The following is a 21,231-nucleotide window of genomic DNA, read 5'->3' as shown; positions in this document are numbered from 1 at the left end:
ATTGGGGTAACCGTTAAAGATTTACTGCAGCTGCCTTCATTTAGAGGAGCTCAGGTAGTCACTGGAATAAGCAGGCTTCATCAGACCGTTTCCTCTTTATCTGTTTTAGAGGTGGCGGATGTTAATTTCTTCTCGCAAATCATTCAAACCGTTCAAGAAGAATGGTATGCCGAAGAGCTGGTCATCAGCTCTTTTTATTCCATAAAGGACAGCGTGGAGCAGCAGTGCAAAACGGTTCAATATTTGCATGACCTTGGTGAAGTGGGATTGATTCTGTACTATGTCGGCATTGTAATGCCGGATATCGCGGATGAAGTGCTCGAGCTGGCCGAATCCCTGAATTTTATTATCATTTGCATGCCGAGAAACGATTACTCTCTCCGGTATAATGAAGTCATTTATGAAGTCATGGAGGCGATCGTCAGCAACCAGCATGTGAATGAGCATTTCGTGAATGAATCACTGGAAAAGGTTTCACTGCTGCCGGAACATTTGCGGAGCGTGGAAATTACCCTTAAACTGCTGTCGGACCGGATGAAAGCGAACATCGTGCTGACGAACAGCAACCTGGATATCATCAATCGTGTCATGTGGCCGCGCAATTCATCGCTCCCTGTTGCGGATCTGATCCGGTCCATGGCGCCTTCCATTTTGAACGGCAGAGTGGGAGAAGATGAGCTGAATTCATCCTGCTTTGTTGAATACAAGCGGGTTCATCAAAAAAACGGGGAGACCCTGTACCTGTTTCTCATTAAAGAGAATACGAAGCTGCCTCCAAAGACCATGGATCAAATCAGCGAGGTGGTACAGGTGGCCATCAATTTATGGGGAGACAAGCATAACGAGGTCAGCGAATACGCCTTGGTTAAAGCGATCGTGAATGACGAAAGCGAAAAAATGCGCAGATTGGCCAATTTGCTATATATTGACGTTTCCGCCATCCAAATGATGTGGCTCGTTTACATTCAGGATTTGTCGGAGGAAAAAAGGATACGGGAAGACTTAAAAGCACATCTCTCCCAATATTACAAAACCGCGGTCATTCAAACGATCGATCACGGCATTGTCGTCTTGTTAGGGGATTGTTCCCATAAATACAATGAGTTTGATATCGCGGCGGAGTATATCGAAACCACGAGTCTCAGCGCTGAAATATCCAGCATCGTGTATTCTCCCCGGATGCGCAACACCCAGGACGTACGCCGGATGTATCAGCTCGTCAACGAAGCGTCCAAAGAAGTTCACCGTGTCTATCATAACCGCAAACTATACACCGCGGCTGAAGTCCGTTCCCTGAAACGGGCCATCGACCTCAGCAAACAAGGAGAAGAAACAACTGAAGAATGCTTGTCCGTCATGGAGCCGATCCTGGATGACCCTGACGCTTTGCAAACCCTGACGACGTTTCTCCTGGATGCGAAAGGGAATATGGATGACTGCAGCAAGCTGTTGTTCGTCCACAAAAACACGGTGAAATATCGCATTAAAAAAATCTGCGAGCTCATAGGATATGATGTAACCATCAATTCGGAATCGTATGATGTTTATACCGCCTGCATGGTCCACCGTCTCATTCATAACTAGAAAGTTCCGATGTTTTGTCCAATCAGACAAAAACATCGGATTTTTTTTTGTTTTCTGAAAAAGACGCTGACCTACTTCATCTTTTACAATAAGAAAAACTATTCGAAAGAAAAAGGTTGGGGGGATCCTATGAAAACCGTTAAAGAACATCAATCCTGGTTCAGTCTTGGGATCATCTGGGCTGGCGCGGTCATCAGCATCCCGAGTTTGTTGGTGGGAAATGCGCTTATAGCAGGCATGGGACTATCGAAGGCATTGCTTGTCACGTTGGTAGGGTACTCCATTATTGTGTTACTCATGATTCTGCAGGGAATTCAAAGCATGGATTTGGGGAGAACGACGGTTCAAGTTGCAGGTCAGGTGTTTGGCAAAAAAGGGTCTCGGACGATTCTTTCGATCATCCTCGCCATTGCGTGCCTTGGATGGTTCGGAATTCAGGCGAATGTATGCGGCGCATCCTTGGCTAACCTGCTAGCCGCGACCGGAGTGAACATACCGGTGCCTTTGGCATCTCTCATCTGCGGTCTCGTAATGGTGATTTCGGCCGTTTATGGCGTTAAAGTGCTGCGGGTGATTAGCTATATCGCCGTTCCTTTATTGGTGGGAATCAGCATATTTGGTCTAATTAAAGCTTTGACCGGTGACTCCCTGCAGATCATTCAGAATTATAAGCCTGAGGGAGCAATGAGCTTTACGGATGGGCTGGCGGTAACGCTGGGTTCATTTGCCCTGGGTGCAGTCATCGCTGGGGACTATTCGCAATTTTCAAGAAAACGGTCCGATGTCCTGAAAGCCGCTCTATTCGGGATTGTTCCGGCAGGCTTGCTGATGATCGGTGCAGGAGCTGTCCTGACGATTGCTTATCAAGCCAGCGATATCACAGCAACCTTTTTGAGCATCACGACACCGTTTATTGGCGGTGTGGTCTTGATTCTGGCTACATGGAAGACGAACCTCGTGAATGCCATTTCAGGCGGTTTTGCCTTAATTAACGTGTTCAACGTATCGAAGGAAAAAGAAAAATGGGCCGTTGGCATCGCGGGAACGATCGGGACGGTACTGGCTGTCATAGGCATACTCAACTATTTCACACCGATCATGTCCATCTTGTCGGCCATGATTCCGCCGGTGGCAGGCGTGATGATCGCTTCTTACTGGGTGCTTGGCAAAGGGGATAAGAGCCGCTGGCATGAGGTCGAAGGCGTGAATATACTGGGCATCGTTTCCTGGCTTGTGGGCGCGGTTATTGCTAGTACCCCTGTGGTGTTATCCCTGTTTCCAAGCTTGCCGCAGGTACCGAATCAGCCGTTGATCGGGATTGTCATTTCTTTTGTCATGTATTATGCAGGCTATCGTATATCGGCTCAAAAGACAGTCATATTGGAGGAAACGTGAATGAGATATTTAGATAAAGCAGCTGTTGAAAACATCGCCGTCGGCGCAGCCTTTCTGGGAACCGGCGGAGGGGGAGACCCTTATATCGGAAAATTGATGGCTCTCTCGGCCATTGAGAAGTTTGGACCTGTACAGTTATTCTCGGTTGATGAGATTAAGGATGAGGACTTTTTCATTCCGGCCGCGATGATGGGGGCGCCTTCCGTACTCGTGGAGAAATTCCCTAAAGGGGACGAGTTTGTAAAGGTTTTTCAAAAACTAGCGAATTACTTAGGAAAAGATCAGATTACCGGCACGTTTCCGATGGAGGCGGGGGGTGTCAATTCCATGATTCCCATCGTCGTTGCGGCGCAGCTGGGATTGCCCCTGATCGACTGTGACGGTATGGGACGTGCATTTCCGGAGCTTCAAATGGTGACGTTTAACCTGGACGGCATGCCGGCGACACCGATGGCGATTTCGGATGAAAAAGGGAATATCGGTATCTTTGAGACTATTAATAATACATGGACGGAACGGCTCGCCAGGGTGGCAACGGTAGAAATGGGTGCCAGTGCTCTAGTAAGCCTATATCCGGCAACAGGTGCTCAAATGAAGCAAAGCGGAGTTCATCATATTGTGACCCTTTCTGAACAGATCGGAGAGATCATTACATCGAAGAATCGGGAAGCCAATGATAAGCTTCAAGAACTGTTGAAACTTGTGTCCGGCTATGAACTTTTCCAAGGCAAAATCGTAGATGTCATTCGGGAAACCAAGGGAGGATTTAACCTCGGCCAAATGCATCTCGAAGGAATCGAGGCGTTTAAAGGCGGAGAGATGAAGGTTCATTTTCAAAATGAAAACCTGATTGCTGAAAAGAACGGTCAAGTGGTAGCGATGACCCCCGATTTGATCTGTCTGGTTGATTTCGAAACTTTGTCGCCTGTAACCACGGAGAGCCTAAAATACGGTAAGCGCGTACGGGTGGTTGGACTGCCCGCTCATGAAAAGTGGAGAACCGAAAAGGGAGTCCAGACGGTAGGACCAAGATACTTCGGATATGATTACGATTATGTTGCTATTGAGGAACTGGTGAAAAAGGCGGTGGCTGAAAATGTATAGAATCGGGATCGATGTAGGCGGCACCAACACAGATGCCATCATATTGGATGAGAATCATCATTTGATTCATGCGGTTAAATCCCCAACAAGTCTAGATATTAAAATAGGGATTGAAACCTCGCTCCGGAATTTGCTGCAGGAATCGAATATTGATAAAGCGCAAATCACGCATGCCATGTTAGGCACGACGCAGTGTACCAATGCCATAGTGGAGCGCAAAAAGCTGGCCCAAGTCGGCGTCATTCGTCTGGGTTACCCAGCAACGGCTTCCGTGCTTCCGTACACGTCCTGGCCTGAGGATATGGTTCAGAAGCTGTCGGGTCAATATGCTCTCGTCCATGGCGGATATGAATACGACGGCCAGGTGCTTGGAGAAGTAGATGAAACCGAAATCACAGCTTTATTAGAAAAATGGCGCGGCAGTGTCGAGTCCATCGCAGTCATCGGTGTGTTTTCATCCATTAAAAATGACCAGGAGCTTCAGATTCGCGATCTCATTCATGAAGTGTATGGCGAAGAGTTTCCGGTTTCCTGCTCTTCCCTGATCGGTTCGGTCGGTTTAATCGAGCGGGAAAATGCAACCATACTTAATGCAGCATTGTGCAAGGTCATTGAAACGACAACCCAAGGATTTGTACAAGCGTTAAAAGAAGAAGGCATCACGGACGCAGCGGTGTTTTTATGCCAAAATGACGGTACATTAATGTCGATCGATTACGCTAAACAGTTTCCGATCCTAACCATTGCCTGCGGGCCAACGAACAGCATACGCGGTGCCTCGTATTTGGCGAAGATCAAAGATACGATGGTTCTCGACGTGGGAGGAACGACATCGGATATCGGGGTGTTGCAGGACGGCTTCCCGAGAGAATCCTCGGTTGCGGTCGAGGTTGGCGATATCCGCACGAACTTCCGCATGCCGGATATTATCTCGGTTGGACTGGGCGGCGGAAGCATCGTACGCTCGGATAACGGGAAAATAACGGTTGGTCCTGACAGCGTAGGATACAAGATCGGACAGGAAGCGCTGGTCTTTGGCGGGAATACGCTGACGACAACAGACATTGCCGTTCGGCTGGGCCTTGCGGATGTCGGGGACAAGAGCTTGGTAGCGCATTTGGATGAAGGGTTCGCTAAACGAGTTGAAGCTGAAATTTCATCGATTATTGAGCAGGCCATTGATAAAATGAAGACTTCATCGGGAGACGTCGAGCTTGTTTTGGTGGGCGGCGGCAGTGTCGTTATTCCGGACGCGATTCGCGGGGTATCTCGTATGATTAAGCCTGAGAATGGAGGCGTAGCCAACGCCATCGGCGCATGTATTGCTCAAATCAGCGGACAATATGAACAAATCTATATATATTCAACAGAGCCCCGCGAGGATTCGTTAAGAGACGCACAAGAAAAAGCCGTGAAACAGGCGGTGCTAGCTGGCGCTGATCCGGCAACGGTGGAGCTCGTGGAAGTGGAAGAAACTCCGCTGGCTTATCATCCGGGAAATGCGACGAGACTGAGAGTGAAAGTGGTAGGAAACATGAAGTAGAAGAGAGGCTTCACATGAGTGTATACAACTTGTGTGAGGCTCTTTTTTTGTTACCCGTGAGGAGCAACGTGAACTATGGATGAATTCAGAAAATTATTCATCTAATAGTTTCACTAAGTAGAAGGGGATTTTTATTTAAAGTTGAAATATTATCCTATATTCATTTTAAGGAAGGAGAATTTATATTGAACAATCAATTAACGGAATTGGACACAAAACATCAACTGAAATTCGGAACGACAATTCAAGTTCGATTAGTCTCAGATCTAAAGAAATCACAAGAATACTATCGTGATGTTCTAGGATGTAGAATTGATGGTTGAGGACATGCTGAACGGGATGGAATGATTGTTATCTTGCAACAAGCAAATTCCCATGAAGATGTTAGACCAAATGCTCCTTCAAAGAAACGATCTGATTATCCAACTGAATGGGAAGGACCAGAATATGGATGGGATACATTTATACATGTTGGTTGGAATGATATTGACAAATTAACTGAAGAAATTCGAAATAAGGGTGGACTTTTTCCTAATGAGCCGGTAAGTGGTTCTCACGGCAATTGGGAATTCAAAAACGTTTATATACAAGATCCAGATAAATACACTATCGTGTTGGGTGCTATGAAGGAAATAATAGGATAGCAATAATAGGGGACTTTTTGAAGCTAAAATAAATTTATTTAAAGATAAAGTGATAAGAATATCAGACAATAAAAACCTGAATTTCTCAGATATGCGATTGTCCATTCGATAGTCGTTTAGATATCTTGATGAAGATTATTAGATGGAATGTTCAGCGGAGGCATGCGAAAAACAAAAAAACTTGGCCGATTGGCCAAGAAATAAAAAAATATTTGAACGACTAAAAGCACTATGATATAATCAGTAGCGCAATTGAAAATCATATGTGATTGGTCACTCTAATATTTTCCCTAATTTTATTGTACACCAGTGACATCTGATTTGTCAATGCCTATTTTACCGGACTGTAAAGGAGCGTGTTCAGACCCTATGGAAGCAAAGGAATGGCAGACTGAACAAGAACGGCTGAATCGGGTAAGGGAAAAGCTGAGAGCGAGGATCGACGAGCTGGAACCGATGGTTACCGGGCTGAGCGATCAGGCTGCAGAGATTCGCAAACGGTTCTGGGAAGAAGTTACGGTCAATACGAGCTCGGACGAAGAATTTGAAGAAACGTTCTATACGATTAAACAACAGGCCGCGGTGTTATCCGAACGAGAACGGCGCTACCGGCTTCTGACGCAACAATGGAGGAGCCTGAATCGTCTGCTGCCCTCTCCTTATTTTGGAAGAATCGATTTTCTGGAGGACGGTCTGAACTCAAGTGAGCGGATTTATATCGGTGTATCTTCATTCGTCGACGAAGATGGATTAAACTTCCTGGTATATGATTGGCGCACTCCCATAGCGAGTCTTTACTATGACCATTCACCAGGTACGGCTTCTTACGACACGCCTGGTGGGCGGATCACGGGTACGATGGAGCTGAAAAGGCAATATCAGATTCATAACGGACAAATCCGTAATATGTTCGATGCGAATGTAACGATCGGTGACGAGCTTCTCCAGCAGATGTTGTCCAAAGGCGCGGACTCTCAAATGAAGAGCATCGTAGCAACGATCCAGAAGGAGCAGAACGCTATCATCCGAAACGATCGCAGCCGGCTGCTTATCGTGCAGGGGGCAGCCGGCAGCGGGAAGACCTCAGCGGCTTTGCAGCGCGTGGCGTATTTGCTGTACAAAAATCGCGATACGCTTAAAGCTGACCAGGTCGTTCTTTTTTCGCCGAATCCGATCTTTAACAGTTATGTATCCTCCGTCCTGCCCGAGCTCGGTGAGGAAAACATGCAGCAAACGACGCTGCAGGAATATCTCGAATATTGGCTTGGTACATCCTTGCGACTGGAGGATCCCTTCGATCAGATCGAATATGTGCTGAACGCACAATCCACTCCGGATTACGAAGCTCGCCTGCAAGGAGTCAAATACAAAGCATCCGAGACTTTCCTGAACGCTTTACAGAACTATGCGCAGTGGCTGGGGCGTGAAGGGATGCTATTCACCGGGATTCGGTTTCGAGACCGCGAATTGATCTCCGCGAAGCAAATAAGCTCGAAGTTTTACAGTTACGACACATCCTTGAGCTTGGCCAATCGCGTCGAGCTGCTGCAGAATTGGCTTCTGAAGGAACTGTCAATATTGGAACGTGAGGAACGCGAAGCTTCTTGGGTTAAGGAGGAGATCCATTACCTCGACAACGATCAATATGCCGAAGTTTACGGCGCGCTGCACAAGGATCGGGAAGTGTTTGACATTGCCGAGCGTTACGCCCTCGTCCACGAGAAAATACGCAATAAACGCCGGGAAGATGAAGGGGACTTCGACTATGCCGAGCGGGAGGAGGATTTGCTCAGCCAAAAAATCGTAAAGGCAAGCTTTAAACCGTTAAGAAGAAGCATCAAGAAATTTTCGTTCATTCATGTCCAAGGTCTATATACTGAGCTATTTAGCGATGAAGCTGCTTATCGGGAGAAGACGAAAGAGGACGAAATCCCGGCTTTATGGGCTGAAATCTGCAAGCAAACCAGAGAAAAGCTGGACCAACAAGAATTATTCTATGAGGATGCCACTCCATACTTGTATTTAAAAGAACTGATCGAAGGCGTTCGGACGAATACCGAGATTCGGCATGTATTCGTCGATGAGGGACAGGATTATTCGCCATTTCAATACGAGTATCTCAAAAAACTCTTCCCGCGTGCCCGCATGACGGTACTCGGCGATTTCGGCCAGGCGATCTTCATGCAGTCTACCAAGCTGCAGGGGGCAGATTCGCCGCTTCTTCGATTATATGGCGAAACCGAAACAAGCTTGATCCGCCTTGTGCGCAGTTATCGTTCAACGCGGGAGATCGTGGAGTTCACGAAAGAGCTGCTCACGGATGAATCGGAAATCGTACCTTTTGAAAGGAGCGGACCGAAGCCTCTTCTTGCCAGATTAGAAGGCGGAGAAAGTCGTGACATTCGGATGTTGAAAGACATCGAGCGGCTGAAAGCCGATGGCTTCGACTCTATAGCCGTCATTACAAAGACTGCTGCCGAAAGCCGCACAGCCTTTGAATCCTTGCGGGAGAAAGGCAGCGGAGCAGTGCATCTCATAACGAAAGAGACGATCAACTTTCAAAAAGGGGTTATGGTTGTTCCCGTATATCTCGCCAAGGGGATTGAGTTCGATGCGGTTCTGATATATGATGCTTCGCTTCAAGCATACGGACGGGAAAACGAGCGCAAGCTTTTGTATACGGCAAGTACGCGGGCCATGCATCGCCTTCATTTATATACGACGGGCGAATGGTCGCCGTTCGTGCAGGCAGTGCCTGCGAATTTATACGAGAATGCAACCTGTTGAATGATCGGTGGCGCGTTGAGATCGCAGTGATTTTGTCTTGCCGTGTCAAGCGTATTCCCCGAAAAGAACGAATCGACTTTCAACTCCGAACAAAATTGTCGTCTCATCACTCACCCATTGGATGCTGATTTATCGGTGCTTGGGAGGGGCGGGGGCAGGAACGATAACAAAAGGAAGCCGCAGCTGGAGTTATACCTCCTGTGCGGCTTCCTTCATTTTACCCCTTACTAGCACTGCTGAATACGATATTGCGTAGCTTTCGCGTAATCGCCATCGTACCGGCATCTTTTAGCGGAGCGGCGAACGAAATCCGGTTTATCGGTCCAATAAAATAGAAGTCTGCTTTGGAAGTCGCCAAGCACGCGGCGTTTTTGACAACGAAAGTTAATTCTCGGTTGTTGTTTTTTCAAGATGCTCGTCCATTTTTCGGGCCAGTTCCGGATCTTCGTAGATCGCGATTTTTGAATCGATAAGCTCAAGGTTTTTCCCTAAATCCTCAATCTGCTTCAATACTTGGCTCCGGTGAACGATAAGCATCTCTTTCCGTTCGTTGATCGCCCGGCTGCCCTGCATGCACCAATCACTGTACTGCTTCATATCTTTGATCGGCATTCCGGTCTCCTTTAGGCAACAGATCAAAGCTACCCATTGGAGATCCAATTCAGTAAAGACCCGGTTTCCGGATTTGTTCCTCGAGATAAATGGCAGAAGTCCTTCTTTGTCATAATAACGTAATGTGTGTGCGGACAGACTGAATTTTTCAGCCACCTCGTTGATGGTGTAGTACATTTTTTCTTTCCCCCTTGACTTAGAGTTAACTCTAAGTGCTACGATCACTATAGACCACAGCTTCAGAACAATCAAGTGGTCAATCATAAAATGTAAGGAGAAATATACTATGGCAGCAACTCATAAGATCGCGCTAGTAACAGGAGGCAGCCGAGGGCTGGGCAGGAATACAGCCATCGCACTGTCCCGCAAAGGAATAGACGTCATCGTTACTTATCATTCCCGGATGGAAGATGGGATGTCGGTCGTCAGGGAAATTGAAGGTTACGGAGGGAAGGCAGCCGCGCTGCAGCTTGATGCGGGTGACATTTCCTCTTTCGAAGCGTTTGCGTCCCAATTGAATGATGTACTTAAAGAAAAATGGAATCAGGATTATTTTGATTTTTTGGTTAACAATGCAGGATTTGGGGTGAATGCTCTGCTTGCGGACACAACAGAGGAACAATTCGACAGCTTGATGAACGTGCACTTCAAGGGTGTCTTTTTCCTGACGCAGAGGTTGATATCCCGTATTGCCGATAACGGAAGGATTGTCAACATCTCGACCGGCTTAACCCGGTTTGCGAATGAAGGCTACGGAGCTTATGCGGCTATGAAAGGCGCAATCGAAGTATTGACGAAGTACATGGCCAAAGAGTGGGGACGCAGAGGCATTCGGGTCAATGCGGTTGCCCCGGGAGCGATCGCTACGGATTTCGGCGGAGGAGTAGTTAGGGATAATCAGGGGGTAAATGATTTTATCGGTTCACAAACAGCGTTAGGCAGGGTTGGAGAAGCCGACGATATTGGCGGAGTTGTGGCCTCTTTGTGTACTGACGAGATGGGCTGGGTCAACGCGCAGCGCATAGAAGCTTCCGGTGGCATGTATCTCTGATATGGGGATTAAACAGAAACCTAATGAAAACGGCTCTCTTCGGAGAGCCGTTTTTTCTTTTCAATCGGAAAGCTCATGAACCGGAATCCTCAACACCTATAAGATCGAGCCGTACGCTTCTAACTCATATTCTGTTTTAACTCCCGTGTTCTTTCCTTTTTAAGCTGCGGCATGAAAGCCGTGCCCAAGATGATCACCATGCCCGCGAGTCCGATCCACACGAGAACGGAAAGAGGCCCATTCCAGGTCAAACCTTGACCGAAGAAGAAAATCTCCCGCAATCCTGCGACCATGAATCTCATAGGAAGCCAAGAGAAAACCCAGTCCTGGTAAAAAGGAGACATCATTTCCGGCGCTAAAGCCAGCAGTGGACCGCCGAAGAAGAGCAGTAATGCAAAGATCGCTATCCCGCCAAATCCCAACAGCGAAATCACGGCCGAAATCAGCAGGAAAAAGCTGAATGACGAAATGGTCAGGAACAAAGCGGTATCCGTAAAATTCGGGATATGAAGACCGACCATTCCATCGGCGATCCAGGTGAAACCGAATCCCACCACGAGGGCGATGACCGCTCCTGTTAGAATCTGCCCTATTTTAACGGAAAGACGGCCCTTTCTCGTGCGGGCTTGAACTTTTTTGACCGCTGTGAAAATGATAGCGGAACTTGCCAGGCTGGCCATCCACAGAGGTTGGAACAAGGACACGGGCGCGTTGCCGTTGGCACTATGGGTGCCGATCTCGTGTACGTTCGTGACTTTCTTGGTAATCGGGTTCACCAAAAGAGAAGCTTGATCGACCGACAGTACGGCTCCTTGAGCTTTGAATCCTTCGAGGAGCTGGGTGCGGACCGTGTTATTGATATTATCAACGACACCGTTCAGGATTTGTCCCGCCGCCGTTGACGCCGCCATATTCATGCCCTGGTTGATCAGAATTTGAATCTCCGGCGAAACAGGGGCGGAAGTCCTGAGGGACGCCTGTTTTGAACTGAGATCCTGCGGAATAACCAAGGCTGCGTAGTACTCCTGATGGTCGAGTCCTGTTTGAACTTCTTCCAGGCTGTTAACCATCACCCACTTGACCGCAGGTTCTTCGCCATTCGCTGTTGCTGATGTTTTTTGCATCATTTTGACGATATTCTGTCCCATGTTCATCTCCGGCTGGTTTGGGATTTGAACCCCCTGATCCTCGTTCACGACCGCAATCGGTAAATTTTTGGGCTGGGGCTGCACCGATGGAAATAAAGTCAATGAAAAGACAAAAATGATAACCAAAGCAAGGATGGGCGATAGAACGACCATCTTATTTTTAAATAGATCCAACAAACTTCACTCCCTTTTAATGATCATGATGTTGATTAGCAATCACAATGTTGATTATAATAATTGCACGAAGAAAAACAATAATCACATTTTCATAAAGTGAACATTACTCAACACGATCCGAAAAGGTGTTGAATAAGGAGCGAAACGAAGTGGATCATGAATTGAAGAAGGATAGACGTAAGATCCGAACGAAGAAACTGATCCGACAGGCTCTGCTCGAGTTAACAGCAGAAAAGGGACTGAGCCGGATCAGCGTCATGGACCTGGCGGAACGGGCTGAGATTAACCGCGGTACGTTTTATCTGCATTATCATGATGTCGCGGACCTCGTAGACCAGTTGAAGCAGGAGATTTTCGAAGGGATAAAACTCATTGCAGTCGGCCTCAATCCGATGGAAGTAAAACTGTATGCGGAGCGCGGAGAGCCCTATCCAACGCTTCTTAGGATATTGGAATATCTTTTATCGCACGCGGATTACTTGCGTGTCATGCTCAGCCCTAATGGCGATCTGCAGCTTCCGATTCAGCTTAAAGAATTGATGTCGCAGCAGATGCTGCAGCAATTCGAATTGCAAAAATCAACAGAATCTGCGTCGATCGTCGCATGGGATTACTTTTTGGCTTTTACCGCCTCGGCCAATATCGGGCTATTAACGCACTGGATGTCCCGCGGGAACGATATAACGACCCGGGAGCTTGCCTCGATGATGACTCAAATTTTGAGCCGGGGTCCTTTGGAAACGCTGATGCGGGGAGTAGGAAATAAGTTATGATACAGATTGGCTTCATTGTTGAAAGGGTCGATGAATATGGCAGAGAAAATACATGATCAAATGGTGGAGAGGACACGCCGATTGATTCAAGATACATTTAATCGAGGACAAGGGCTTCAGTCATGCCAAATCAAGAAAACGCACCGTATTTTCCGTTGGTGGGGGTTTTTCAATATTTGAAAAAGATGATAGCTTAGAATCTACTTATCTCGGTCATTCTTAACATGCATCAACCGGGTTGAAGGCCGTCACCGAAACTTTAATCAATATTTCGTCCGGATCCCTTCGAAATGCTTTCATAAACCTTTTGTTTTGATTCGGAAATTCAAAAAAAAGAATCAGATAAGTTACGTTTTGAGGGATGGTTGAGTTATTTTCGAAATTCGTATTGGCAAAGTTCTGCCTAATAATGTCTGACATATCGTGAACTTGAGAATAGAATTTTATGAATCTTGGCGTCGATTTATAAATGTAAGTTAAAACGATCAGAATATCTATCAGATTGATGCCGCGTAAATCGCGGCTTTTTTCGTTCCAACGATTCTCGCCTTTAGCCTCAATAAAACACTTTGCTTTGAAGCACGTCCAATGCATGTTCGATGTCCGCCAATTCTTCCGGGGAAGCGTCTTTGATTCGATCCAGAAAGCGCCCGCCGATGCGTTGAAAAGCGCCGTCCATCAGGGTCTGACCAGCTTCGGAGAGACGGATCAATTGCTTGCGGCGGTCTTCGTCATCGCTATATTTCTCGCATAAGTTTTTTTCGGTTAACTTCTTAATCTCACGGCTCGTATTCGGCATGGAAATATCCTTACAGTCGCTAATTTCGCTAAGGGTAACCGGCTGGCTTACGGCGATATACTCTAGAATGCTATATTGAACGGGCGTAATGTCATCCGGCTTGATGCCTTTGGTCAATTCATGTGTCACTTCATGCACGGCCGTCGTAAAAGTCACGAATTTTTGAAACAAGGTTTCTTTATCCATTTCAATCACCTCTAACTGAAACCATACCAAATTAATTATCAATATACAATTATCAATTGACAACTAAAATAGAAACGTGTTACCATTTTGTTATCAAATGACAAGTAATGAGGTGGCCACATGAATGTCTTGGCGATTTATACGCATCCGAATCATCGGAGTTTAAGTTATGCGTTTTTGCAAAAGGTCATTGAGGGGAGCAGCGAAAACGCGCATATCACGGAAGTCCAGGTGCTTGATTTATATGAAGAGGGCTTCGATCCGGTACTCGTCTTTAACGAGAACAAAAGGAGGAGGGATATGCATATCGATCCCCGGTTAATGAAATATCGCGACCAGATACGTTGGGCGGACAAAATCGTGTTCGTGTATCCGATCTGGTGGGGGAGGCCTCCCGCGATGCTTTTGGGGTATATCGATCAGATGTTTGCATCAAATTTTGCCTATCGTGACAACGGAAAGCTCTTGCCGGAGGGTCTGTTGAAAGGCAAATCCGCAGTATGCATTTCCACCATGAAAGGACCGCCCCTCTATCCCTTATATTGGCTTGGAAATGCGCATAAAATTCTGATGAGAAAAGCCCTGCTTCAATATGTAGGCATCCGCAAAATGAAATTTTTTGAATTCGGAAGCATGGAGAGCCCAAAAGGCAGGCATGAGCAGAAATTGAAGCGGATATTTCATTATTTTAAAACGATTGCCCAATAATTGAAATCAGGATGTGAATCCAGTTTATATTCCATTATTTTCACTGCCAAAGCTATTGTAGAAGGGTACATTTAAAAAGGATGAGTAAGATTCACGTTTGGTGGTGGATCTTAACTCATCCTTTTTACTGAAAAAAAAGACAGAGAGGAAACGACAATTTCCCATCCCTTTTTCACATCAAAATGGTTATGATTAAACTGCGAGAACATACATCTACATAAAAAATGCGGGGGTTGATCATGCGAAAATCCTGGTTCAAGCGTCTATTGCTCTCCTATATGCCCATTTTTGTGATTGTGATTACGTTTATATTTTTTGTTTTCTTTCAGCTATTCAGCGAGCAGAGCCGGCAGGAGGCGCTAAATGCCAATAAAACGCTCTCCTTGCAAGCGATGCGTATGGTAGACACATCGCTGAAGGTGATCGACAATATGATCGTCCTCGAAAGCATCAACAGCAAGCCTTTGAACGATTTTTTCAAATCATCGATGACAAGTGATCCCTATATCAATATCCAAACCGTTCAGAAGCTCAAGGAAATCATTAATTACTATCCCTTGATCGATTCGATTTATCTGGTGAGAAATTCAGACGGTTATGTGCTCAGTGAAGCTACCAATGGATACATAAGCTCTTATCCGGATCGGAATTTTATCGAGCAATATCAAATATCGAAAACGCCCAAATGGACAGGGGTAAGGACTTTTGAACAATTTAAGATGAAAGGCAGCAAGCAGGTTGTCAGCCTGGTTAGAGGGTCGCCTTATATGAAAAACGACCTTGGCATGATTGTAGTCAATGTGGCTGCGGATTCCTTGAACAGGCTTACACAAGATATGTTGGATTCCAAAGTCAGCTTTATCCAGGTCAAGGATGCATTGGGAAAACCTTTGTTTGGCAGCCCCATGGATGTTCCGCCGTCTCAAGTGTATTCCCAGTATGTTTCAAGCTATACCAATTGGAAATATGATAGCGGCCTGTTGAACAGTAATTTTGTAAGCGCTGTCTCTTATCTTTATAACCTGTGGTTTATCGTCGGCCTTATCATGATCGCCATCGGATTCATCTGGATGATCTATGTTTCCAGACGGAATTCCAAGCCGATTGAGGCGATTGCCGCCCGGTTTAGCAGCTATTCTCTCCCGGTCGTCGGCGGAGGCTGGTGGAAAGGAAAACCGGATGAGTTTGCCTTTATTGAATCCGCATTTGACCAAATATTAGATCAGTCCAAGCAGTATCAGGAGAAGTACCGGGAGGATCTCCATGTACGAACCCGGTATATGTTCCGTCAGCTGATCGAAGGGGATTCTTCTCTGACCGTTTCCGAATGGAAATCTGAAGCTGTTCGACTAAACTTGCCGCAGCCGCTGGATCAATTCCGCATCCTAATGATTGAAATCGATAAGTATGGAGACTTCTGCAAAAATTATTCTAAGGTCGATCAGGATTTGTTGAAGTTCACTCTGCGGACTGTCGTGGATGAGATCGCTTCGAAATGGGAGTGCCAGCTTTGGACGGAATGGACATCTTCCTCCAACCTGTCACTCATGCTGTTTGAAGAACGGGATCATGACCGTTTCGAGAACACGGTGATGTTCCGTGTTGCGGAACAACTCATTACATGGACCCATCAAAATTTGAAGTTTACGATTACGATCGGCGTAGGCGGATCCACGAATCAGCTTGGCGATATTCCGAAATCGTATAAAGGAGCGATGGAAGCCTTAAAGTATAAAATTGTGCTCGGCGAGAACCGATTGATCCAAAGCGAGGATATTTCCAGCCAGGGCATCGCAGAAGTATATACGCATTTGGGCGAAATCCGTTCAATCATACAATCCTTCCGGATGCTTAAGGAGCATTGGAGCGACGATTACGAAAAATGGTTTGAGCAGTTAAAGAAAAGCTTCCTGACCAATGACGAAATATTTAGCCTGATGAATTACTTGATCTACTATATAGGACGCGAAATGTCGGGTATGGGCAAGGGGATTTACAACAGCTGGGTTCAGGAAGGATTGCCGAAGCTTACGGTAAAGGTGGACAATTCATACTCCTTGGAACAGCTGAGACATGAAACCAAGCAAGTGCTTATGGATCATTATGAAATGATGAAGCAGCTTCAGGATGAAAAGCAGTACTCCAATATCATCAGAGACATATGCAGACTAATCGAGAGGGATTACGCGAATCCGGATTTATCGCTTGAGATGCTCGGCGACCGATTTCAGCTGAACGCCAAATATGTAAGCAAATTGTTTAAAGAAAACACCGGACAAAGGTTTGTTGATTTTTTGATCGATATCCGAATGAAAGAAGCGAAGCGTCTACTGACGGAAACCGAATATTCTGTGCAGGAGGTTGCGGAACGGGTCGGATACGCTCATGCCATTTCGTTTACGCGGGTGTTCAAGAGAACGACCGGGGCTGCCCCGGGCGAATACCGGACGGACCAGAAGGCAAAGCGCACGGGTGAAAATGATTCAGCAGTAGAAAATGGTTAAGGCAGCGATCTTGTATCGCTGCTTTTTTTATTAGATATCAGAAAGTATAAACTTCGAGGATTCATACATCCTGATATCGCAAGAAAAACTTCCGCTTAGCGCGGTTTGTCTACTTTGAGATACGTCGATAAACGTTTTTCTTATAGAATCTGTTCCTGCATTAAATGCGGTCCGGCCACCATGATTACACACCGATACGTCTCTCTTATGGCGTTCAGGCGAAAAAGGTTAGGCGTTTTATTTTTGTTTATTGTTGTGGGATCACGATGTCGTTTACAATCGGCTTACATTACAAGTACCCGAAAGTTATGAATGAACGGAAGGAGTTAACCAGCATGCCTAGACTGACCTCCAAGCTTCAAACCGAGCCAAGCCTGGCTCCGAAAAATCCCGTGTCCTTGAAAGCGCCGCCTGAACGAAGAACAGGAAGAACAGTAGGAAAAAAAATAAAGCGGCATTGGCAGTTATATCTCGTTCTGCTGCTGCCCGTCCTTTATTTGATTATTTTCAAATATATACCGATGGCTGGAATTGTAATCGCATTCAAAAATTATAACGTCATTAAAGGAATCTGGGGCAGCGACTGGGCCGGGCTGAAGTATTTCCACCAGTTCTTCGACTCGCCGAATTTCTGGCTCTACATCAAAAACACGCTCGGCATTAGTTTTTACGGTTTGATTCTAGGCTTTCCTGCACCTATTTTATTGGCATTGGCACTAAACGAGATTCGCAACGGTCTTTTCAAAAAGAGCGTGCAGATGGTATCTTACGCCCCTTATTTTATTTCTACGGTCATTATGGTATCGATCATTATCGTCAACCTGACGCCAAACGTAGGGATGGTCAGCAAATTTTTCGAGATGCTCGGCGTGAGCAATACGAATTTCATGGGCATTCCTGGCCTGTTTAAATCTATTTATGTATGGTCTGATGTTTGGCAGTTTACGGGATATGGCGCGATTATCTACATTGCAGCGCTTTCCGGCGTCAACCCTGAACTGTATGAATCGGCCAAGGTGGACGGCGCATCCCGCATCCAAAAGATCCTGCATATCGATATTCCGAGCCTCATCCCTGTGTCGGTCATCATGCTGATTCTCAACCTGGGCAACATCATGAAATTAGGCTTTGAAAAAATATACCTGATGCAAAATCCGCTTAACCTAAGCACTTCGGAAGTCATATCCACTTATGTTTATAAGGTTGGTTTGCTTGGGTCCAGCTTCAGCTTCTCGGCGGCGATCGGTCTCTTCAACTCGGTCATCAACCTGATCCTGCTCGTGTCTGTAAATTATATTGCCAGAAAGCTGTCTAGCAATAGCTTGTGGTAGACATGTCTAATTTATTGAAAAGCAAAAGCAAACGAACTTGGAAAGAGAGGAGATCTTATGTCTAAAGGAACCGCTATACGTGAGTCCAAAGGTGATCGCCTATTTGTCTTCTTCATCTATCTGTTTTTGTCACTGGTCCTGGTTATTGTGGCAGTGCCGCTGATCTACATCTTAAGCTCATCCGTCAGTTCGCCCCAAGCCGTTGTATCGGGCAAGGTATGGCTGTTTCCCGTGGATTTTACGCTGGATGGCTATAAGGCGGTTTTTCATAATCCGCAAATTGGCGTCGGTTATTTGAATTCCCTCTTTTATACCGTCGTCGGCACGGTCATTAACGTGGCATTAACAATCATGCTTGGTTACCCGCTGGCTAAGAAGACGCTTTACGGCCGTAATTTTTTTATGGTTCTGCTCGTGATTACGATGATGTTTGACGGGGGGCTGATTCCTTATTATCTCGTCGTTAAAGATCTCCATCTGCTGGATACACGCTGGGCCATGATTTTGCCGGGGGCGCTGGGAGTATTTCAGGTTATCGTTGCAAGGACTTTTTTCCAAACCACGATTCCAGATGAATTGGCGGAAGCCGCGGAACTGGATGGATGCAGCGATATACGGTTCATCTTCAGCATCGTCCTGCCACTGTCCAAACCGATCATTGCGGTCATGACATTGATGTACGCAGTCGGCCATTGGAACGCCTATTTTGATGCGCTGATCTTTTTGCGAAAACCTGACTTGTTCCCGCTTCAAATCATTCTCCGCAATATACTCATTCTGAACACGGTCGATGCATCCATGATGGCGAATGTGAGCCAGGTGCAGGCGCAGCAGGGGCTTAAGGATTTGCTGAAATATTCACTGATTGTCGTTGCCAGTGCGCCAGTGCTCATCATTTATCCATTTGTGCAGAAACATTTCGTCAAAGGTGTCATGATTGGCTCACTGAAGGGCTGAAAATGAAGATCAATAGCAGTTTGAAGGAGGTGATGCCGCCCGTTATTCAGATATAGTTGAAGTTCGTGGTGGCAAAGGAAAGGGGCTCATCGCCCGGAATTCTGATGATGAATGGGGGAAATGTTCGATGCACAAAAGCTCTATGAAAAAAACCTGGCTAGGCACCATCAGCTGTCTGATGATTTGCATGCTTCTTCTTAGCGCCTGCGGCGGAACCAAAGCGGCCGATCCGAATTCTTCCGGTGATCAGGCAAACAACCAGACTGCTGAGAAAACAGACAATAAGGCCGCAGAGGAGGATGTGTTTACACCCGTCGGCTCCTATCCAATCGTGAAGAAGCCGATGACCATCAAAATGTTTGCGCCTCAGTTCGCGACGATTGAAAATATGGATACGAACTTATTCACCAAATATCTTGAAGACAAGACGAATATCAAAATCGCCTGGGATCTGGTACCCGATAACGCTTTGAATGACCGCAAGCAATTAATGCTGGCCAGCGGTGATTATCCGGAAGTCATTCTTCATGGGGGGTTGACCAAAGAAGAGCAGATGAAGTACGGGCAACAAGGGGTGTTTATCCCGCTGAATGATTTAATAGAACAATATGCTCCGAATATTAAGAAAGCTATGCAGGATATTTCCTACATGAAAGCTTCGATTACGGCTCCAGACGGCAACATCTATGCTCTGCCGCAGGTCAATGAATGCTATCATTGCGATAATGCGCTCAAAATGTGGATTAACAAAAAATGGCTTGATAAATTAGGACTGTCTGTTCCAACAACAACCGACGAATTTTATAATGTTCTGAAGGCATTCAAAGAGAAAGATCCGAATGGAAACGGCAAAAACGATGAAATCCCGCTAACGGGCTCGGATGAAATGTGGGCGGGCAACGTCTCGGCCTTCCTGATGAACTCATTCATCCTCGATGATTATGTGGATAAAGATTCAGGAACGTTCCTCCGCGATGTCGATGGCAAAGTCGACTTTACGGCCAATAAAGAAGAATGGAAACAAGGCCTCATTTATTTGAACAAATTGTACAAAGAGGGATTAATCGATCCGGCGGCCTTCACGCAAAATGCCGACGCCGTTCAGCAAATGGCCAACCGTGAGCCGGATAACATCATGGGGACGCTCTCAACTGCATTGATCAGTTATGCGTACAGCATGGATGATAAAGCTCCGCGCCATAAGGACTACGTTGCCGTGCCGCCGCTGAAAGGCCCGAATGGCGTGCAGCAGACGCTGAATTTTGCAGGAATCGGAAATTCGCAATTTGCAATTACGAACAAAGCAACGAAAGAACAGCAGATTGCAGCCATTCGGTTAGCGGATTATTTATACACAGAAGAAGCGATCCTTTTGGAGGAAAACGGCCCCGAAGGACCTGGGTGGAGGAAGGCGAAGCCTGGTGAAATGGATATGAATGGACAGCAGGCCAAATATACGGCAATTCCGGCAACGGAGAAGAAGCCGACTCATAACGATGGATGGGAGCAGATCGGTCCATCGCTCAGAACATATGCTTACCGCGCATCTTGGACGTCTCCTCAGGACCCGCTCGCTCCGGACGGATACGGTACCCGCCTGAACCAGGTTTCCAAGGAGTATGAACCGTTCCATTCCAAGGAGCAATATCCAAACGGGCTGTTCATAGCGCTTGAAGATGCCGAGATCGCTGCACAGATCAAGACGACGCTTGTTGGTTATGTGAAATCCAATATGGCCCAGTTTATTACAGGCTCCAAAGACATCAACAAAGAATGGGACTCCTATGTAAAAGGGCTTGATGGTATGCAGCTGAGCCAGTACTTGGATATCTATCAAAAAGCATTGGATGCCAAAAAATAACGAAAACCCTAGTCCCCTGTGCACGAATATTCTCTGTGCAGGGGATGATGATCTTTAACTCCATGGA

16 protein-coding genes are annotated in these 21,231 nt (G+C 46.3%); 13 read left to right on the top strand and 3 right to left on the bottom strand.

All coding sequences use genetic code 11. The annotated features are described in order from the left end of the window. The 6 genes from KJS65_RS08005 (at position 1) to helD (ending at position 9,057) form a co-directional block, all read left to right on the top strand. Entirely contained in the window at positions 1 to 1,584 is a 1,584-nt protein-coding gene (locus tag KJS65_RS08005; protein ID WP_213650698.1) for a PucR family transcriptional regulator, read from the top strand. A 129-nt stretch (positions 1,585 to 1,713) separates the two neighbouring features. Beyond that, a complete protein-coding gene (locus KJS65_RS08000; RefSeq protein ID WP_213649345.1) occupies positions 1,714 to 2,979 on the top strand; it encodes a cytosine permease in 1,266 nt (421 codons plus the stop codon). Continuing rightward, positions 2,980 to 4,083 carry an S-methyl thiohydantoin desulfurase family protein gene (locus tag KJS65_RS07995; RefSeq protein WP_213649344.1) on the top strand — a complete coding sequence of 368 codons (1,104 nt, stop codon included), beginning with the start codon at positions 2,980 to 2,982 and terminating at the stop codon, positions 4,081 to 4,083. Further along, positions 4,076 to 5,626 carry a hydantoinase/oxoprolinase family protein gene (locus KJS65_RS07990; RefSeq protein ID WP_213649343.1) on the top strand — a complete coding sequence of 517 codons (1,551 nt, stop codon included), beginning with the start codon at positions 4,076 to 4,078 and terminating at the stop codon, positions 5,624 to 5,626. Before KJS65_RS07995 ends, KJS65_RS07990 begins: the two co-directional genes overlap by 8 nt. A gap of 344 nt (positions 5,627 to 5,970) precedes the next feature. Continuing rightward, positions 5,971 to 6,270 carry a VOC family protein gene (locus KJS65_RS07985; protein ID WP_213649342.1) on the top strand — a complete coding sequence of 100 codons (300 nt, stop codon included), beginning with the start codon at positions 5,971 to 5,973 and terminating at the stop codon, positions 6,268 to 6,270. A 369-nt stretch (positions 6,271 to 6,639) separates the two neighbouring features. Then, complete coding sequence (gene helD / locus KJS65_RS07980) at positions 6,640 to 9,057, top strand: RNA polymerase recycling motor HelD (RefSeq protein WP_213649341.1); 2,418 nt, start codon at positions 6,640 to 6,642, stop codon at positions 9,055 to 9,057. 384 nt (positions 9,058 to 9,441) lie between these two features. Here the strand turns inward: helD and KJS65_RS07975 are convergent, their stop codons facing one another. Further along, positions 9,442 to 9,846, bottom strand: coding sequence for a MerR family transcriptional regulator (locus KJS65_RS07975; protein WP_213649340.1), 405 nt, complete (start codon positions 9,844 to 9,846; stop codon positions 9,442 to 9,444). 109 nt (positions 9,847 to 9,955) lie between these two features. On the opposite strand from KJS65_RS07975, the gene KJS65_RS07970 reads away from it, so the two are divergent. Beyond that, positions 9,956 to 10,720 carry an SDR family NAD(P)-dependent oxidoreductase gene (locus KJS65_RS07970; RefSeq protein WP_213649339.1) on the top strand — a complete coding sequence of 255 codons (765 nt, stop codon included), beginning with the start codon at positions 9,956 to 9,958 and terminating at the stop codon, positions 10,718 to 10,720. A 119-nt stretch (positions 10,721 to 10,839) separates the two neighbouring features. On the opposite strand, the gene KJS65_RS07965 is transcribed toward KJS65_RS07970, so the two are convergent. Then, positions 10,840 to 12,021: a YhgE/Pip domain-containing protein gene (locus KJS65_RS07965; protein ID WP_213650697.1), complete on the bottom strand. Its 1,182-nt coding sequence runs from the start codon at positions 12,019 to 12,021 to the stop codon at positions 10,840 to 10,842. A gap of 173 nt (positions 12,022 to 12,194) precedes the next feature. Here KJS65_RS07965 and KJS65_RS07960 point away from each other — a divergent pair, with 173 nt between their 5' ends. Further along, entirely contained in the window at positions 12,195 to 12,818 is a 624-nt protein-coding gene (locus KJS65_RS07960; RefSeq protein ID WP_213649338.1) for a TetR/AcrR family transcriptional regulator, read from the top strand. A 556-nt stretch (positions 12,819 to 13,374) separates the two neighbouring features. Here the strand turns inward: KJS65_RS07960 and KJS65_RS07955 are convergent. After that, entirely contained in the window at positions 13,375 to 13,803 is a 429-nt protein-coding gene (locus KJS65_RS07955) for a MarR family winged helix-turn-helix transcriptional regulator (protein WP_213649337.1), read from the bottom strand. Between the two features lie 120 nt (positions 13,804 to 13,923). On the opposite strand from KJS65_RS07955, the gene KJS65_RS07950 reads away from it, so the two are divergent. The 5 genes from KJS65_RS07950 to KJS65_RS07930 all read left to right on the top strand — a co-directional run bounded on the left by KJS65_RS07950 (position 13,924) and on the right by KJS65_RS07930 (position 21,164). Continuing rightward, positions 13,924 to 14,511 (top strand): NAD(P)H-dependent oxidoreductase, encoded by a 588-nt coding sequence (locus KJS65_RS07950; RefSeq protein WP_213649336.1) that lies wholly within the window; start codon positions 13,924 to 13,926, stop codon positions 14,509 to 14,511. A gap of 239 nt (positions 14,512 to 14,750) precedes the next feature. Next, positions 14,751 to 17,015 (top strand): helix-turn-helix domain-containing protein, encoded by a 2,265-nt coding sequence (locus tag KJS65_RS07945; protein ID WP_213649335.1) that lies wholly within the window; start codon positions 14,751 to 14,753, stop codon positions 17,013 to 17,015. Between the two features lie 335 nt (positions 17,016 to 17,350). Next, positions 17,351 to 18,346, top strand: coding sequence for an ABC transporter permease (locus KJS65_RS07940; protein WP_213649334.1), 996 nt, complete (start codon positions 17,351 to 17,353; stop codon positions 18,344 to 18,346). 57 nt (positions 18,347 to 18,403) lie between these two features. Next, positions 18,404 to 19,303, top strand: coding sequence for a carbohydrate ABC transporter permease (locus tag KJS65_RS07935; RefSeq protein WP_213649333.1), 900 nt, complete (start codon positions 18,404 to 18,406; stop codon positions 19,301 to 19,303). A gap of 127 nt (positions 19,304 to 19,430) precedes the next feature. Continuing rightward, on the top strand, positions 19,431 to 21,164 hold the full coding sequence (locus KJS65_RS07930; protein ID WP_213649332.1) for an ABC transporter substrate-binding protein: 1,734 nt from the start codon (positions 19,431 to 19,433) through the stop codon (positions 21,162 to 21,164). Positions 21,165 to 21,231 lie beyond the last annotated feature (67 nt).

Origin of the sequence: Paenibacillus sp. J23TS9, assembly GCF_018403225.1 — a bacterium.
In the GTDB taxonomy this organism is placed as follows: domain Bacteria; phylum Bacillota; class Bacilli; order Paenibacillales; family Paenibacillaceae; genus Paenibacillus_AQ.
The sequence above is the reverse complement of the archived record's forward strand: the minus strand, read 5'-3'. Positions and strand labels throughout refer to the sequence as shown.